The sequence below is a fragment of the Pollutimonas sp. M17 genome (assembly GCF_025836975.1).
Taxonomy (GTDB): domain Bacteria; phylum Pseudomonadota; class Gammaproteobacteria; order Burkholderiales; family Burkholderiaceae_B.
Genome location: NZ_CP107548.1, coordinates 3,310,806 through 3,326,470 on the forward strand (window position 1 = coordinate 3,310,806; position 15,665 = coordinate 3,326,470).

The window sequence follows — 15,665 nt, forward strand, 5'->3', positions numbered from 1 at the left end:
GATGGCAATTCAAAGACGAAAGTTGGGCGGCGGCCGGGCAGCGAAAGCTCAAAGCGTGGCAAGGTCGGGAAAGGCTCGTATGGGCTCGCTGCCGTCCCAGCCCTGCGACTCGGCCCGGATGAGATCGAACAGCTTGCCCTTGGGGCCGGCCACTTCCGACAGCTCGATGACCGTGCCGGGGTGGTACTCGGTGTCGAAGTACACGAAACGGCCCCGCTCGCCCACTTCGCCGCTCATGACCGGGCGGAAGCCCTGAGCCGTCAGCCGATCCAGGTCCGCGTCGTAATTGCCTGTCCAGTAGGCCACGTGCTGCAGCCCGGTATTTCCGGCCCGCAGGAAGTCGCGATACATGGAAGGAACATCGTTGCGGCACTGGATCAGCTCGACCTGGACGAAGCCCGAATTGGCCAGCGCCACCGAATTGTGCGGTTCATGGCGCTCGCCCCGATACTGGTAGTTTTCAATGGGCACTTTGGGGTTGTAATACCAGGGGCCGACGCCCAGGCTGCGGCTCCAGTAATCCATGGCGGCTTCGATGTCCTTGACGACATATCCCAATTGGCGGATCTCGCCAAAAAACTTGCTCATCCCTGCTCCTAATAAAACACATCGCATCCATCCGCCCGCGGCAACCCCGGCCGCGGGACGGCCCTGCCTGCCGCGCTACTTGGCCCCTTCGATGATTTCTTCGGGGATCGGCACACCGGCGTACTTCAGGTGAATCTCGTTGAGCTTGCCGTTCTTCAGGTTCGTGCGTATCCAGCCGTTCACCCAGTCTTTCAGTGCGGGCTCGTTCTTGCGCATTGCCACGCCCAGGCGATAGGACTGGATCACGAACTTGACCTCGAATTCCCGCTCGGGATTGCGCTTGCTGATTGCCTTGATGATGGGCGGCGTAATGGCGACGATATCGGCCTGGCCGGTGGCCGCGGCCGTGATCGAAGCGGCTTCGTCGTCGAAACGGACGACCTTGGCCTTGGGCGCCCCTTCGCTGACCAGCTTGTCTTGCGGCCCCCCGCGCGTCACCGCGACCGCCTTGCCGGCCAGGTCGTCCATGCCTTTCAGGGTCAGGCTTTTAGGCGCGCCCACGGCGGCCTGGATGGCGCCGTAAGGAATCGAGAAATCCACCGCCTTGGCGCGTTCCGGCGTGATCGACAACGAGGAAATGATCAGGTCGGCCTTGTTCGACAAAAGGTTGGGGATGCGCGCCGAGTTGGTCGTTTGCACGATCTCGAGCTCTACGCCCAGGTCTTTCGCCAGCAGGCGCGCCGCTTCGACATCCGAGCCGACCGGCTGCATTTTTTCATCGACATAGCCGTAGAAAGGCGCGCCGAGGTCGATGCCGACGCGTATCTTCTTGGCGGCCTTGATGTCGGACAGCGCATCCGCCGAGGCGGTGCCCGCAACCGCTCCCAGACATGCGGCAATGAGCGTGAAATACAGTGCTTTCTTCAATGACATGGTTGTCTCCGTAAGTTATCGTGTATACAAAATCATGATGTGCGCGCCTGCCGCGACACTCATAGCCCATAGGCCAGGAACTCTTTCAGCTCCGGCGTTCGGGGATCCCGCAACATGCTTCCAGGGCCGGTCTCCCAGACCTTGCCCTGATGCATGAAGATGACGGTGTCGGCCACCTTGGCGGCGAATTCCATTTCGTGGGTGACCAGCACCATCGTCATGCCGTCGGCCGCCAGCGCTTCGATAACGCGCAGGACCTCGCCCGTCAGCTTGGGATCCAGGGCGGACGTGACCTCGTCGAACAGCATCACTTTGGGCTCCATCGCCAGGGAGCGCGCAATCGCGACGCGCTGCTGCTGGCCGCCCGAAAGCTGTTCGGGATAGGACTGCGCCTTCTCCAGCAGGCCAACCTGCCGCAGCACCCGGTTGCTGATTTCCGCCGCTTCGGCCTTTGTTCTCTTCTTGACCGCCCGGGGCGCGAGCATCACGTTCTGCTCGACCGTCAGGTGCGGGAACAGGTTGTAGCTTTGGAAAACGATGCCCACGTCGGTGCGCAAGGCACGCAGATCCACATCCGCTCCATGCACCTGATGGCCGCAAACATGGATCTGCCCGTCATCGATGATTTCCAGCCTGTCTATGCAGCGCAGGGCCGTGCTTTTCCCCGAACCGCTCTGCCCGATGATCGCCACTACCTGGCCTTTGGGCACGGCGAAGGACACGCCTTTCAGGACGGTATTCGTCCCAAAGCTTTTATGGACGTTATCCAGCTCAACAACAATCGACATTTCGTTTCCTTTCATGTGTTCGGCTGCGGGCGCATTTTGTATTGCAGCCGCCCTTCCAGCTTGCGGCTCCATGCGGACAGCGGGTAGCACATCGCGAAGTAGATGCCCGCGATCAGGAGATAGATCAGGAAGGGCTGGAAGATCGAGTTGTTGATCAGCTGCCCCGCGCGAACCAGCTCGACGAAGCCCACGATGGAAGCCAGCGACGTGTTCTTGACGATCTGCACCATGAAGCCCACCGTGGGCGGCGTTGCGATGCGCACCGCCTGCGGCAAAATGACCAGCCGCAGGCGCTGGGCCCGCGTCAACGCCAGGCATTCGGCGGCTTCCCATTGAGTCCTGGCCACGGACTGGATGCAGCCGCGCCATATCTCGCCAAGGTAGGCGCTGACGTAGATGACCATCGATATGCTTGCCGCCACCAGGCCGGACAGGGTAAGCCCCGCGATGCTCAGCCCGAAATAGGACACGAAAAGCAGCACCAGCAGCGGCGTGCCTTGAATGATCTGTACGTATACATAGGCCAGCCAACGGATGGGGGCGACCGGGCTGATGCGGCACAGGGCCACCACACCCCCCGCCACGCCGCCGCCGATGAAAGCGATCAGTGACAGGCAGAGGGTCCAGAGCGCTCCGTTCAGCAGGAAGTACAAGTGATTGATGTTGAAACCGCTGGATATCATGGCGTCACCCCATTACCTTGATCTTGCGCCGGCGGGCGAACACGATCTGTCCAAATGCCCAGATGCCGATGCGCATCAGGAGCGAAAGCGCCAGGTAGGCGACGGCCACCAGGATATAAGCCTCGAATGGGCGGAAGGTATCGGACTGCACATGGCTGGCGACCGCGGTCAGCTCCTCGACCGAGATCTGCGATGTAATCGACGAAGCCAGCATCAGCAACACGAATTGACTGGTCAGGGCCGGGTAGACGTTCTCCATGGCCGGCAAGAGGATCACATGCCAGTAAACCTGGGCCTTGGTCAGGCCCAGGCATTCGGCCGCCTCGATCTGCCCGTCGTGTATGGAATCCATGCCGGCGCGCATGATTTCGCAGGTATAGGCGGCAACGTTGATCACCAGCGAAACCAGCGCGGCGCCGAACGCCGATACATGCCATCCCAGGCTGGCCAGGCCGAAGAAGACCAGGAATATCTGCACCAGCAGCGGCGTGTTGCGGATGATCTCCACATAGAAGCCGCAAGCGCGGGACAGCGGGCGAACGGAGCTGCGCCGGCCGATGGCACAGAGCGTGCCTATGCAAAGACCCAACACCGTCGCCGGAAACGATAGCTGTATGGTCAGCCAGGCCCCGTCCAGGAACTGCGGCCATTCCGCCAGTACGCTTGAGAAATCGAATTCGTAGATCATTCTGCCCATTACCTATGTCTCTGGCGCCATGGTATCCGTGCGCCCTTGCGGATGTCCAGCATTCTAAATGATGTATTTTGATTGAATAATGATACGGGTTTTCCATTAGAACCACGCACTTCGCAGCCAAAAACACGACCCTTCACATTGGATCAATTTATTTGTGATTTAATTTGATGTAATAATAATTACCATCATCAGTGGCTTGGCCGCCCCCACCCAACAACGTTCCCGCGTGCCCATGGAAAATTCACACAAGCGGCGCGGCATGTCCCCGCGTATCGGCATCGCCGACGTCGCCCGGCAGGCCGGCGTATCCACCGCGACCGTAGACCGTGTACTGAATCACCGCCCCGGCGTCCGGCCGGCGACCGTACAGGCCGTGCTCAAAGCCGCCGCCGGCCTGGGCTACCTGCCTCAGGACGATCTGTACAAAGCCCTGCGGCCGCAGCCCATGCGGCTGGTTTTCCTGCTGCCCGCCGGCACCAACCGCTACCTGAACATGCTGGGTGACTATGTGGACGTTGCGCGCGAACAGCTGGAGCCGTTCAACGTGCAATGCCGCTGCCGCCACATCGAAGGGTTCAATCCGCAAGTGCTGGTCGACAATCTGCTGCGCGAAGGCCGGCGCGCCGACGGCATCGCCTTCATGGCGCTGGAGCATCCTTTGGTGCGCGAGGCCGTCAACACACTGGCCGAAAAAAACGTCCATACGATTACGCTGATCTCGGACTTGTCCAGTTCACGGCGGGCCGCCTATGTGGGCCTGGACAATCGCGCCGCTGGCCGCACAGCCGGACTGCTGCTTGGCCGCTTCATCGGGCCGCGCGCGGGCAAGGTCGCGATGATCGCGGGCAGCCGGCACTATCGCGGCCACGAGGAGCGCGAAATGGGCTTCCAGCATATCCTGGAAGAGAAGTTCCCCGCCTTGCGGATGGTGGGCCTGCGCGAAGGCCACGATGACGCGCAAACCAACTACCGGCAGTCCAGGCAATTGCTGGATCAATACCCCGACCTGGTGGGCATTTACAACATAGGCGGCGCTTCCGACGGCGTGGCGCAGGCGCTGAAGGAAACCGGCCGCGACCAAAGCACGGTGTTCATCGGCCACGGGCTGACGCCCGATACCCGCGCGCTATTGGTCGACGGCTCGCTGGACGCCATCCTGAACCAGAACCTGCACTCCACCATCACGAACAGTGTGCGCATTTTCGCCAATCTGCGCGAGGGCCGGGAAGCCATGGCGGGAGTCGAATCCATGCAGATCAGCGTGGTGCTGAACGAGAACCTGCCCTGACCGGAAACTTTGCGCCGCACAGGCGGCGCCAGTGCTACTATTCAGCGTTTCCACCACCAAGCGCCGGCCTTTCCGGCACGGGCGCGGGTCAGGCACATCATGTCCTCCAACTCGACCTCCTATCTGCGCACACTGTATGCGGGCGCCTTCATCGTGCTTCTCGCCATGGGCGTGCGGGCCACTTTCGGCCTGTTCATGCAGCCCATGGGTATCGACCATGGCTGGGGCCGGGATGTATTTTCGATGGCTTTCGCCATCCAGAACCTGGTCTGGGGAATGGGCAGCATCTTCGCCGGCATGCTGGCCGACCGCTACGGCTCGGCGCGCACCATTGTGCTCGGGGCGGCCTTGTATGCGCTGGGGATGATGGGGATGCGCCTGTCGAACGATGAGTTATCGCTGTACCTGTCCGCCGGCGTGCTGGTCGGGCTGGGCCAGGCGGGAACCACTTTCCCGGTGATCCTGCCGGTCGTGGCCCGCGCCGTTCCGGCCGCCTACCGCAGCACCGCCATGGGCATTGCCAGCGCGGGCGGCTCCTTGGGCCAATTCGCCATCGTCCCGACCGGGCAATTGCTGATTTCCCAGATGGACTGGACGGGCGCGCTCTGGATGCTTTCGCTGTTCGTGGCCATCGGCGCGCCGCTGTCGGTGTTTTTAAGAGGCCGTCCGGATGTCCGGACGGGAGAACACAGCCTGAAAACAGCCGTACGGCAGGCCGTGGCCGATCGCTCATTCCACTTTCTGTTCTGGAGCTACGCCGTCTGCGGCTTCCACACCGCATTCATTACGCTGCATCTGCCCGCCTATCTGATCGATGGCGGACTTACCGCCACCCACGGCGCGACAGCCATTGCCTTCATCGGCCTGTTCAACGTCGTGGGCTGCTTCTATGCGGGCAAGCTGGGGGAACGGCTAAGCAAGAAGACGCTGCTGGCCGGCGTCTATTTCCTGCGCGCCTTCGGCATCCTTTTCCTGATCTCCATGCCGCTTACGCCCATGGTGGCCTATATCTTTGCCGCATGGATGGGCGTCTTCTGGCTGGGCACCGTCCCGCTGACGCAGGGCCTGATCGGACAGATATACGGCCTGCGGTATGCCGCCACCCTGTCGGGCATCGTCTTCCTGGGCCACCAGATCGGCAGCTTCATCGGCGTCTGGATGGGCGGCTACGTGTATCAGACGACAGGCAGCTATACAATGGTCTGGTGGGCCGGCATCGTGCTGGCGGTCGCCGCCGCGGTTCTTTGCCTGCCCATCAAGGAACAGGCGCGGGCCGTGCCCCTTCCCGCCTGAAGGGGTTCCATCGATCGTCATCCGGGAGCTTCAGCCATGTCGACGCACGACACTCATTCGCACAGCAATCCCGAGGCGCCCCTGCCCAAAAGGGGGCCATGGGGCTACGCCGGCATTCTTGCCGTCCTGGCCGTCATGGCGCTGGCGTTCATAGGCTACCTGTCACCCGACATGCGGGTGCAATGGGCCAACTTCATGGCCCTTTGCGGATTCTGACTCCGCCCCTGCGCCCATCACGCCGACGGGGCAGCCCTCAGGCTTGCGGCCAGGACATCGCTGGAGGTGCGCAGGAGCCCAAGGTCGCTGCCGGCCGCAACGAATCTGGCGCCGTGCGAAGTATAGAAGTGTGCGGCATCAGCCGATCCGACCAGAATGCCCCATGGCTTGCCGACGACGCGCAAGCGGGCCGCCGCCCCCAGGATGGTCTCGCGAACTTCCGGCGCCTCCGGTTTGCCCAGGTGGCCCAGATCGGCCGACAAATCCGAGGGCCCCAGGAAAATGGCCGCCACCCCCTCTACCGCGGCAATCTCTTCCAGATTCTCCAGCCCGGCGCGCGTCTCGATCTGGACCACGATGGCGATCTGCCGCGCTCCTTCCGTCAAATAAGCCGGATTTCGGCCGAACGCATTGGCGCGCGAGGTCAGTGTAAGGCCGCGAAAACCATCCGGCGGGTAGCTGGCTGCGGCCACCGCGGCCCGCGCTTCCTCCGCATTCTGCACAAAAGGAATGAGCAGATTCTGTACGCCGATATCCAGCAGCCGCTTGATGGCGACGGGATCGTTCGAAGGCGGCCGCACCATGGGACTGAGCGGATACGCCGATACCGCCTGAAGGGCTCCATAGATATCCTTGATATCGGCGGGTGCGTGTTCCATGTCGAAAAGCAGCCAATCGAAACCGCCGCCGGCGCACAGTTCGGCGGTGACGGGACTTGGAATGCTGCACCAAAGTCCCCATTGCGCAGCAACTGAGCGCTCGTACAGGCTGGCCAGGAATCGGTTGGGACGGGGATAGGGTAGCGTCATGGTCGGTATGCGAGTAAGTGGCGGTCAAAGGTCGAGGACAAGCAGCGGGCTCTTGGCACGCGAACAGCAGGGCGTGAACCGGTCATTGCGCTCCTTCTCCTCATCGGTGAAATAAAGGTCCCGGTGATCGCACTGGCCGTCCAGCACGCCGGTGATGCACGTGCCGCAAATCCCCTGCTCGCAGGACACCGGGATGTCGATGCCGTGTTCCCCAAGGACCTGTACCACCGTCCGGCCGGCCGGGACGTCATAGACGTTCCCGCTGCTGGCGACTTTGACACGGAAAGTACCATCGCCTGTGCTATCGAGCGGAGCGGCCTGGAAGTACTCGACATGCAGTTGCTCGTCGCTCCACCCGTGAAGGCGGGCGGCGGCCGTGACATGGTCGATGAAGCCTTGCGGGCCGCACACATAGGCATGCACATCCGGCCCGGGGCCGGCAAGCACCGACGCCAGATCCAGCCGCTGGTCAGCAGGCCCATCGTCATAATGGAAGCCGACCCGGGAGGCGAAGCCCGAGGATGCGATCTCGTCTCGGAACGCGGTCCGATCCGGAGTCCGGACGCAATAATGAAGCTGGAAATCCGCTCCGGATTTTGCAAGGCGCTGCGCCATGCACAGCAGCGGCGTCACGCCGATGCCACCCGCGAACAACAGTGTGCGCTGTGCCTCGACCAAGGGAAAGTGATTGCGCGGCGGGCTGATTTCAATCAGATCGCCCTGCCCTACGGCGTCATGCATGGCGCGCGAGCCGCCCCGCGACTGCGCGTCCCTGAGGACGGCAATACGATAATGGCGGCTATCGCCATCGTCGTTGCACAGCGAATACTGCCGCAGCATGCCGTCGGGCAGCCGCACATCGATGTGGGAGCCGGCGCTGAACTCGGGCAGCGGCGCCCCATCCGGCCGAACCAGTTCGAAGGAAGCGATGTCCTGCGCTTCCAGCGACTTCCGGCGGACTTGCACTTGAATCATAGACATGTCTTTCCGTCGTCAGGTTTATGGTGATCAGGAGAAAGACACGCCGATCGAGCCCAAGGGCCCGAAGTCCGCGTGGATCACGTCGCCCGCGGCCACATCCACAGGACGCGTGAATGAACCCGCCAACAGGATGTGACCCGGCTCCAGCATGATGTCGTGCCGCGCGAGGCGGTTCGCCAGCCATACGATGCCCATGGCCGGATGGCCCATGACCGCGGCCGACACGCCCGATTCCTCGATGACGCCGTTCTTCGAGAGCGTAGCGGCGCACCAGCGAAGATCGACGTCCATGGGGCGTACAGGACGGCCCCCGATCACCATGCCCGCCGCGGCGGCGTTGTCGGCGATCGTATCGACGATCGCCCTCGGCACCTCGGTGCGGTAATCGATGATTTCCATCGCCGGCGTCACGTACGCCGTGGCGTCGAGCACGTCGTATATGGTCACGTTCTTGCCGCCCAGGCGCTTGCCCAGCACGAAGGCCAGTTCGACTTCGAGCCGCGGCGCGGAAAAGCGTGCAGCCGGAATGCGTGCGCCGTCCGCATAAACCATGTCATCCAGCAAGACGCCGTAGTCGGGCTCGGTCATTTTCGACGCCCGCTGCATGGCGCGCGAAGTCAGGCCGATCTTGTGGCCTATCACGCGCGCACCCGCCTGTATGCGCATCTCCGCCCACATTTGCTGCACGGCGTAGGAGTCCTCGATCTCCATCTTGGGCCAGGTCTTGCTGACCTGGACAATGGGCTTGCTGTTGTTGCCTGCTACGAAAAGGGCTTCGGCGGCCTGCTGCCGTTCTTTCTGGCTGATCATGGGGTTTCTCCTTGTTTCGTTCTTTCAAGCACGACGAGGGACGGCCTAGGCCCTTCCGCCTTGCCGGTGATGGGTGGCGGGGGCAACGCGTCGTCGCCGGGCCCGATCACAAAGCTGTGTTCCAGCGAATACCAGCGGCCCTGCACGTCGGCATCGGGAGCGGGGACGTTCTCGTGGACGGCGTAATCGCCAACCAGTGCGCGCGTCACGCCGAATTGCACATCCGTCTCCAGATGCGGATCGTCGCTGGAATAGAGTTGCGAAAACTGCGTCTTGTATCCGGGCTTGTGGATCAGGAAATGAATATGGGCCGGCCGCATATTGTGGCGCCCTTGCGCGCGGATCAAGGCGCCAACGGGGCCGCCCACGGGTATCGGATAACCGGAAGGCTTGACGGTGCGAAAGCGCACGCAGCCATCCGCATCCGTACGGAATTTTCCACGCAGGTTCATGTCCGCCTGCTCGGGATCCTGGTTCTCGTAGTAGCCGTCGGCCGACGCATGCCAGACGTCGACCTCGGCCTCCGGTACCGGCCGGCCCTCGTTATCGCGTATCCATGCCGTGACGAATACCGGATCTCCGGGAGTCGGCGAGCGCACGATCGAACCGCCTTGCGGCGTCACCGGGGAGCCCTTCCGCCAGAAGGGCCCCATCAGGTTGGCCGTGGTTCCATCCGGCTTTCCCTTGCCGTTGTTCAACAGGCACACCAGAGCCGACACACCAAGCGATCCGGCCGCCAGCACGACTTCGTTGTGAGACGCCGTGGTCAATTGGCCCGCCTTGGCGATCACGCCGCAGATCTGCCGGAACTCCGCTTCGGTCAGTTCGGTCTCGCGCACGAATTCATGCAGATGCCGGACGGCGGATGCAAGCAACTGGCGTAAACGCGGATCGGGGGTGCGCTCTACTTCGGCCAGCACCGCAAGGGTGAGGTCCGTCTGATTTTCTACGATCATGGCTATTTGATATGCAGTCCGCCGTCCACCACCAGGGTGGTTCCGGTGATGAAGGACGATTCGTCCGAAGCCATCCAGAGGATGGGATATGCGATCTCGACCGGATCGGCCCAGCGTCCCAGCAGCGAGGTGTCCTGGCGCTGCGTCTTCAATTCCTCGACGCTCTTGCCTGCCGCTTTGGTCCGGTTGACATGAAAATCGGTCAAGGTCGAGCCGGGACACACTACGTTGACCCGGATTCCGGACTCGGCTTCCTCGAACGCCAGCGTGCGGGTCATGGCAACCATGGCGGCTTTGGTCGCGTCGTACAACGCCATCCCCTTGCGACCCTTGACGGCATAGCAAGACGATACATTGACGATGGCGCCTTTGCCGGAGCGGCGCAGGTAAGGCAGGGCCGCTCGGCAGAATCCGGCATTGCCTATCATGTTGACGCCGACGACGTCCTGCCACTCCTGCGTCGTGGCGTCGGCGAAGGCGGAGTAATTACGCATGGCCGCATTGTTCACCAGCACGTCGATTCCGCCGAATGCTTCGGCGCATCGGGCCGCTGCGAGCTCGGCCACCCCCGGCTCAGCGACTTCCGCAACCAGTGTCTGCAGGGCGGCGCCCGGCGTTTTCCGCCGGATGTCCGCAGCGCTGCGCTCCAGAGCCTCGGCATCCCGATCCACCAGCATCACGGCGGCACCCTCGGCACAAAAAAGCGCCGAGGTTGCCGCGCCGATACCGCCGCCGGCGCCGGTAATCAGGGCAGCCTTTCCTTTCAGGCGGCCGCTCATATCGAGTACACCGGTTGATCCTCGCCATAGACCAGATGCTTCCTGGCCCATTCCTGAGGCTTTTGATCACGCGGCAACAGGACGCCGGCCGCCCGGACGGCCTGGGGTCGCGCCTGTGTGGCAGTAGGTTCCTTGCCTTGCTGCAAACCTTCTGTCGCTTCGAACAGCATCCGGCGAGCCATTACTATCGCCCGGTCCGAAGGCAGCAGTTTCTCGGCATCGTGATTCTGGATCGGCCCCATGCTTTCTTGCAGCGAGGCATCCTGCGCGGCAAAGCCGAAGACGCCACTGAAGGAGCGTTTCTCTTTCTGCGCCTGCCGGTCGATCAGGTAATCGTTGTCCTTGTTGGCCTTGGGCCGCCAGGTGCCGCCGGGCACGTTGGTGCCGGGTTCGTATTCGCAATGCACGCCCCGGCCTTCCTCCAGATGCTGGCGCTCTTCGGCCGACAAGGGCCGGTCGGGGCGGAAATTGATGCTCCAGGCCCAGCAGTTGTGGTCATCGATCGGCACCCACACATGACCGCCCAAAGCATGGTCGCCGAACGGCGGTATCAGGTTGTACCAGGGGAAGATCCATTGGGTGACGCGCCAATAATATGAGTCGACCTCGCCATTGCGGCGCCCGAACAGCGTCAGGCCCCCGTCATGCCTCTCGATCTCGAAAGTGACGTTGCCGTCTTTCTTGATGTATTCATTGGCCTTGGTGCCCTGATGGAAGGGATCGTTGTCCACTTCGAACTTATGCACGAAGGAGACATGGCTGGTATCGATGCCGCCTTCCATGGCCTGCATGTAATTGCATTCCTGCATCCGCTTGGACACGAACACGTGACTGTCCGGCAGATTCGCCCATTCCACGCCGGGCCCCTCCGGCTGCTTGTCCTTCGGCCCCATGTAAGCCCACACGATTCCCGCACGCTCCATACAGGGATAGCCAGCGATGGACATCTTTTCGCATATCTGCGGCGCTTGCGGAACATCCACGCACTTGCCTTCGATATCGAACTTCAGGCCATGATAGCTGCAGCGGATGCCATTATCCTCATTGCGTCCGAAATAGAGCGATGCGCCCCGATGCGAGCAGAACTCGCTGATGAGGCCCGGCCGACCCTGGGTATCGCGGAAGGCAAGCAGCTTTTCACCCAATATCTGCACGCGGACCGGCGGACAATCGGCTTCCGCGATCTCGCTGCAAAGGAGGATGGGTATCCAGAAACGGCGCAAGAGCGTGCCGGTCGGCGTACCCGGATCGGTCCGCACCAGCGTCTTCATCATGTCCTTCATAGTCTGTCCATTTGGTGATAAACGAGTTCATTCTACGGACAGACGTTGGCAAGGTCAAGAGGGCGGCATGCCTCCCAGGTTCTTCGTCAGCTGATCCGCCATTCCGCAAAGCGCCAGGCCGAACTCGTGCATCCTTGCTTCCGTAAGCCGAACGTCCGGTCCGAAGACACCCAATGAGCCCGCCACCGTTCCGCTACGATCGAAGAAAGGCGCCGCGACGGCGTACGCTCCCTGTATCAGTTCGTTGTGGCCCATGGCATAGCCGCGTTCGCGCGTCACCCTGAGCTGGTCGGTCAGCCAGCCCAGGTCGGCGTTGGTTCCCGCCGCATAGGCTTCCAGTTGGCCCGGCTTCAAAGGCGTAAACGCCAGAATGGCCCGGCCACTGGCTCCTCGGACCAGCTTCTCGCTGTAGCCTACCCCGCGCCGGAAACTGATAGGCTGCGGGCTCTGCATTTCCGCAACGCAGAGCCGCATGTCGCCACGGGGCACGAACAACGCAACGGTCTCGGCGGTCAAGGCCCATGCTTCGGCCATCACGGGCCGAGCGATCTCGCTAAGGTCCAGGGTGCTGCTCCAGACATGCGCCAGGCGCGCCACAGCAGGCCCGAGCCGGAAACGCTGGGGCTCGCCCGACGATGCGACAAAACCCTTGCTTTCCAACGTGTGCAGCAAACGGTACAGGGTGGGCCGGCTCAGGCCGACGCGCTTGACCAGATCGGCCACCAGCAGTTCGCTGTCGCCCGGCTCAAAAGCGGCAAGCACATCCAGCGCCCGGTCCACCGCCCGCACGCCTTCGCCGCTCTTTTCCGATTGCTTGTCCTTTGCTTTCTGTTCTTGTTCCATACGCTTTCAAAGTAGATTACAGGTGGCGCGGGAGTGACAAATCCCTGACACTGAATGATGGCGCAGCGGCTTGCTCGCCCGGACCGGTCCGAACAGCCCCTCGCCGCCATGCCTTGGGATCATAGAAGAATCCCACGGGATAAACAGCCTCGGGCGGACAGATTTCCTGGGAAAAAACGCTAAATATTGATTCAAGGCAAAACGGCGGGCATTTCTCTTCCAAGGACATGGCTGTGGCACCACCCGTTGGTTTTTAACCTCACTGTCGCCAATTTACGGGAAAACCCTGTTGCCACTGTGGACTTAACACCACGAAAATACGAACAGCTGTCCGCCATACGGACAATATGTCTTATTTTGTTGATAAGGCATCACCCCACAGGAGACATCATGTTCAAACGCAAATTCCTGCGATGTACGGGCGCGGTCGCGGCTGCGACTCTTTGCGCCCTGGCCGCTGCACCCGCCGCCGCGCAGGATTATCCCTCCAAACCCATCCGCATTCTGGTCAGTTTCGCTCCGGGCGGGCTGACGGACCTGATCGCACGCGCTCTGCAACCGGAATTGCAGAAAGGGTTCGGACAGCCGGTGGTGGTGGAAAACCGTCCCGGCGCAGGCGGCACGGTCGCCGAGGGCGTGCTCGCGAAATCGCCCGCCGACGGCTATACGATCCTCGTCAGCGCCGACAGCGTACCCGCCAATCCGCACTTGATGCCCAACCTGCCGTACGACACCTTCAAGGATCTGGCGCCGGTAAGCATGCTTGCGCGCATTCCGCTGGTCATGCTGGTGAACAATAAGGTGCCGGCAAAGACGGTAAAGGAATTCGTCGCCTATGCCAAAACGCCGGGAGAGAACGTAAGCTACGGCAGCCCCGGCGTGGGCACCAGCAACCATTTGTCCTTCGAGGTCCTGAAGGAAATCGTGGGCATGGATGTGCCGCACGTGCCATACAAGGGAGGCGGTCCCGCGATAACGGACCTTCTGGGAGGCCATATCCAGGCCCTGCTTATTTCCAGCACGCTTGCCGCGCCCCAGGCGGCATCCGGAAAATTGCGCGCGCTGGCGGTAACCAGCGAAAAGCGGTTGACGCAACTGCCCGATGTGCCGACCTTCGCCGAGGCGGGGGTTCCCGATTTCAAACCCCAGCAATGGACGGGCCTGTTCGTGCCCAGCGGCACTCCACCGGACATCGTTGCACGCATTCACAGCGAGTTTGCCCAAGCCCTCAAGGCTCCGGATGTGCTTGCCCGGCTTGAGCAGCTGAACGCTGAACCGGTAATGAGCACTCAGGAAGATTTCACCGCCTACCTGAACAAAGAACACCAGGCGCTCGGCCGCCTCATCAAAGCGCGCGGGATCAGCGCTCAATAAGCATGGGGCTGGGGCGTGCCTCGCACATGCCCCAGCCAGCCGGACAGCGGCTCCGTCAAGGTACGGCCAACACTCTTCCCTCCTTCTCGAACAGATCCCCCGTATTTCCCCTTCGAATTAGCTAGTCCGCCATCGGGAGCCCGAACAGCCTCGCGCATGCTTCGCAGTGGTCGCGCACGCGCTCGCCCTGGAACGAGCATCACCCTGTTCTCCTGCCTGTTCAACCACCATACTATCGATTATCGATAGTATTGACCCGATAATCGATATACCCTACCATTCTACTTACACGTCTTCCATCAGGCGGAAAAAGTCGGACACACCGATAAATACAAGGAGCAGACAATGAAACGCTTTATGAAGCAAAACCTTATGCCAGGCCTATTGCTTGCGGTGGCCGCAATCGGCGCAAGCAGCGCCGCATTTGCGCAAGAAAAGCCCATTGAGTGGCGCTACTACACGGCGCATACCGCCGATCGCGATGTCTTCAAGCTTGAAACGGATTGGGCCAACATGATCAACGAAGCCGCCAAGGGAAGGCTCCAGGTCAAGGTCTATCCCGGCGGTTCGCTTGGTTTCAAAGAGAGCGATATGCTTGGCGCCTTGAAGAATGGTCTGGTCGAAAGCAGCTATATCTATGCGGGCTACTATGGCCGCACCCAACCGGCGCTGCCGCTGGTTCTGCCTCAGATGGTTTTCAACACGCGCGCAGAGTTCCTTGACATCCTTCCTGCCGCCTATGCGGCCTATGCCGATCTCTATTCGGAGTGGAACATCAATATTGCCAGCATGTGGCCGACGTCCACCTGCCATATCGCAATCATTGGGAAGGAAAAGTTCAATACCATGGATTCCCTGAAGGGGAAGCGCGTGCGCGTTTGGGAGGCTCAACAGGTCAACTCCCTGCGTGCGCTCGATGTGGTCGGCACGGTAGTCCCGCAGAACGACATATACCTGGCTTTCAAGACCGGCATGATCGATGCCATCGTGCACTATCCCGAAGCCCTTCGCACCCTGTCCCTCGCGGAAGATGCCAAATACTTCTCCTTGCTGCAACCCGTGCCAGTGGTGCAAGGCATCGGCATCAGCGAGCGCGCATTCAAAGCCCTGCCCGCCGACTTGCAGGAAATCGTGCGTAAAACGTCGGACGAGCACAGGAAAAAATGGGCCGCCGACGCGAGCACTGACTGCCAGCAAGAGCAACGCCACCTGGATTGGGCCAAGGAGCATAAAGTGGAACGCCTGCCTGATTTCTCCGCCGAGGACCGCGAAAAACTCAGTCGGGCAGCCATCGAAGCGTGGCGAGCACGCGCCGTCCAGGTCGGCGGAGACGCGGAAAAAGTGCAAAAACGCATGGAAGATGCACTGATGAAGCTTCGAAACGGCTAAGCAAGGACGCCGCGC

Annotated in this window: 17 protein-coding genes; 5 read left to right on the plus strand and 12 right to left on the minus strand. The window is 61.6% G+C overall.

The annotated features are described in order from the left end of the window. Window positions 1-48: 48 nt before the first annotated feature. The 5 genes from OEG81_RS15605 to OEG81_RS15625 form a co-directional block, all read right to left on the minus strand. On the minus strand, window positions 49-588 hold the full coding sequence (locus tag OEG81_RS15605; RefSeq protein ID WP_264130198.1) for a VOC family protein: 540 nt from the start codon (window positions 586-588) through the stop codon (window positions 49-51). Between the two features lie 75 nt (window positions 589-663). Beyond that, the gene (locus tag OEG81_RS15610) at window positions 664-1,461 is read right to left on the minus strand and encodes a transporter substrate-binding domain-containing protein (protein ID WP_264130199.1); all 798 of its coding nucleotides are present in this window, start codon (window positions 1,459-1,461) and stop codon (window positions 664-666) included. A gap of 59 nt (window positions 1,462-1,520) precedes the next feature. Next, window positions 1,521-2,249, minus strand: a complete 729-nt coding sequence (locus OEG81_RS15615) for an amino acid ABC transporter ATP-binding protein (protein WP_264130200.1) — start codon at window positions 2,247-2,249, stop codon at window positions 1,521-1,523. A gap of 11 nt (window positions 2,250-2,260) precedes the next feature. Next, window positions 2,261-2,932: an amino acid ABC transporter permease gene (locus tag OEG81_RS15620; RefSeq protein ID WP_264130201.1), complete on the minus strand. Its 672-nt coding sequence runs from the start codon at window positions 2,930-2,932 to the stop codon at window positions 2,261-2,263. A gap of 4 nt (window positions 2,933-2,936) precedes the next feature. Then, window positions 2,937-3,620 carry an amino acid ABC transporter permease gene (locus OEG81_RS15625; protein ID WP_264130202.1) on the minus strand — a complete coding sequence of 228 codons (684 nt, stop codon included), beginning with the start codon at window positions 3,618-3,620 and terminating at the stop codon, window positions 2,937-2,939. A gap of 241 nt (window positions 3,621-3,861) precedes the next feature. Here OEG81_RS15625 and OEG81_RS15630 point away from each other — a divergent pair, with 241 nt between their 5' ends. From OEG81_RS15630 to OEG81_RS15640, 3 genes are all read left to right on the plus strand, one after another. Next, a complete protein-coding gene (locus tag OEG81_RS15630; protein WP_264130203.1) occupies window positions 3,862-4,917 on the plus strand; it encodes a LacI family DNA-binding transcriptional regulator in 1,056 nt (351 codons plus the stop codon). Between the two features lie 99 nt (window positions 4,918-5,016). Next, entirely contained in the window at window positions 5,017-6,210 is a 1,194-nt protein-coding gene (locus OEG81_RS15635) for an MFS transporter (protein ID WP_264130204.1), read from the plus strand. Between the two features lie 36 nt (window positions 6,211-6,246). Beyond that, window positions 6,247-6,426 (plus strand): hypothetical protein, encoded by a 180-nt coding sequence (locus OEG81_RS15640; RefSeq protein WP_264130205.1) that lies wholly within the window; start codon window positions 6,247-6,249, stop codon window positions 6,424-6,426. A gap of 17 nt (window positions 6,427-6,443) precedes the next feature. Here the strand turns inward: OEG81_RS15640 and OEG81_RS15645 are convergent, their stop codons facing one another. Genes OEG81_RS15645 through OEG81_RS15675 form a run of 7 tightly spaced genes read right to left on the minus strand, consistent with a single transcriptional unit; the run spans window position 6,444 to window position 12,887 of the window. Beyond that, a complete protein-coding gene (locus OEG81_RS15645; RefSeq protein WP_264130206.1) occupies window positions 6,444-7,235 on the minus strand; it encodes an HpcH/HpaI aldolase family protein in 792 nt (263 codons plus the stop codon). Window positions 7,236-7,259: 24 nt separating this feature from the next. After that, complete coding sequence (locus OEG81_RS15650; protein ID WP_264130207.1) at window positions 7,260-8,216, minus strand: PDR/VanB family oxidoreductase; 957 nt, start codon at window positions 8,214-8,216, stop codon at window positions 7,260-7,262. 27 nt (window positions 8,217-8,243) lie between these two features. Further along, the gene (gene hpaH, locus OEG81_RS15655) at window positions 8,244-9,026 is read right to left on the minus strand and encodes a 2-oxo-hept-4-ene-1,7-dioate hydratase (RefSeq protein WP_264130208.1); all 783 of its coding nucleotides are present in this window, start codon (window positions 9,024-9,026) and stop codon (window positions 8,244-8,246) included. Continuing rightward, window positions 9,023-9,982, minus strand: a complete 960-nt coding sequence (locus tag OEG81_RS15660) for a dioxygenase (RefSeq protein WP_264130209.1) — start codon at window positions 9,980-9,982, stop codon at window positions 9,023-9,025. The genes hpaH and OEG81_RS15660 overlap by 4 nt, the downstream gene beginning before the upstream one ends. A gap of 2 nt (window positions 9,983-9,984) precedes the next feature. Then, the gene (locus OEG81_RS15665; RefSeq protein WP_264130210.1) at window positions 9,985-10,761 is read right to left on the minus strand and encodes an SDR family NAD(P)-dependent oxidoreductase; all 777 of its coding nucleotides are present in this window, start codon (window positions 10,759-10,761) and stop codon (window positions 9,985-9,987) included. After that, on the minus strand, window positions 10,758-12,044 hold the full coding sequence (locus OEG81_RS15670; RefSeq protein ID WP_264130211.1) for an aromatic ring-hydroxylating dioxygenase subunit alpha: 1,287 nt from the start codon (window positions 12,042-12,044) through the stop codon (window positions 10,758-10,760). Before OEG81_RS15670 ends, OEG81_RS15665 begins: the two co-directional genes overlap by 4 nt. A 54-nt stretch (window positions 12,045-12,098) precedes the next feature. Further along, window positions 12,099-12,887: an IclR family transcriptional regulator gene (locus OEG81_RS15675; RefSeq protein ID WP_264130212.1), complete on the minus strand. Its 789-nt coding sequence runs from the start codon at window positions 12,885-12,887 to the stop codon at window positions 12,099-12,101. 390 nt (window positions 12,888-13,277) lie between these two features. On the opposite strand from OEG81_RS15675, the gene OEG81_RS15680 reads away from it, so the two are divergent. Both OEG81_RS15680 and OEG81_RS15685 read left to right on the plus strand, forming a co-directional pair. Beyond that, window positions 13,278-14,261: a Bug family tripartite tricarboxylate transporter substrate binding protein gene (locus OEG81_RS15680; RefSeq protein ID WP_264130213.1), complete on the plus strand. Its 984-nt coding sequence runs from the start codon at window positions 13,278-13,280 to the stop codon at window positions 14,259-14,261. A 345-nt stretch (window positions 14,262-14,606) separates the two neighbouring features. Beyond that, window positions 14,607-15,650 carry a TRAP transporter substrate-binding protein gene (locus tag OEG81_RS15685; protein ID WP_264130214.1) on the plus strand — a complete coding sequence of 348 codons (1,044 nt, stop codon included), beginning with the start codon at window positions 14,607-14,609 and terminating at the stop codon, window positions 15,648-15,650. Window positions 15,651-15,665: the final 15 nt, after the last annotated feature.